General features: G+C 38.6%; 1 pseudogene. It reads right to left on the minus strand.

Going from position 1 to position 1,091, the window contains the following annotated elements:
• Positions 1-158: 158 nt before the first annotated feature.
• Positions 159-1,091: pseudogene (locus tag HMPREF2701_RS11330) on the minus strand (transposase); the annotation flags it as partial.

A 1,091-nucleotide genomic window follows, 5' to 3' on the forward strand; every position in this document is an offset into this window, starting at 1 on the left:
GGTGTCGCAGGTTCGAATCCTGTCTTCCCGATTCATTACAGAGATACGTAAGCGTACCTTTTTTGTTTAACTAGATATTATATACATTAAGAGAGAATCAGTTTGCTTCTCTCTTTTTTTAATTGGATCTTTGTCAACTGTAGTGGGTTGAAGAAAAGCTAAGCTCGAGAAAGGCCACATTTTGTCCTTTCTTTTTGATATTTAGGGAGATAAAAATCCGTTTTTGAAGTTTTCAAAGTTTCGGAAACCAAAGGCATTTCGTTTGATAAGTTTGATGAGATTATTAGTCGCGTCCAGTTTGGCATTTGAATAGGAGAATTGAAGGGTGTTGACGATTTTCTCTTTGTCCTTTAGAAATGTTTTAAAGACAGTCTGAAAAAGGGGATGAACCTCCTTTAGATTGTCCTCAATGAGCCCGAAAAATTTATCCGGTTCCTTATTCTGAAAGTGAAAAAGCAAGAGTCATAGAGATGATAGTGGTGTTTCAAATCTTCTGAATAGCTCAAAAGTTTGTCTAGAATCTCTTTATTGGCTAAGTGCATACGAAAAGTAGGGCGATAAAAACGTTTATCACTGAGTTTACGGCTATCCTGTTGGATAAGTTTCCAGTAACGCTTGATAGCCTTGTATTCATGAGATTTTCGATGAAACTGATTCATGATTTGAACACGCACACAACTCATAGCACGGCTCATGTGTTGGACAATATGGAAACGATCCAACACGATTTTAGCGTTTGGGAGTGAAACAGTCTCCCAGACTGTTTCAGCCTGAGCCTAGAAATTCGAAAGCGAAGCTGCTTAGCCAAGTCATAGTAAGGGCTAAACATATCCTTCGTAATGATTCTCACTCGACAGCGAACAGCTCTATGGTAGCGAAGAAAGTTATTTCGGATGCCAGTTTGTGTTCTACCCTCAAGAACAGCTATGATACTGAGATTAAAAAATCTTGCTCAATGAACCTCATCTTCATCTACCGATTGAAACAGTCACTCACCTGACTGTTTTAACGTCCAAGGGCATAATTTCAGGCAAATGGCTAAAGTTACACTCAAAGTGAAAGTCATTGAGCTTACGAATGACAGTTGAAGT

Source organism: Streptococcus sp. HMSC077D04 (assembly GCF_001808785.1).
Taxonomy (GTDB): domain Bacteria; phylum Bacillota; class Bacilli; order Lactobacillales; family Streptococcaceae; genus Streptococcus; species Streptococcus mitis_BX.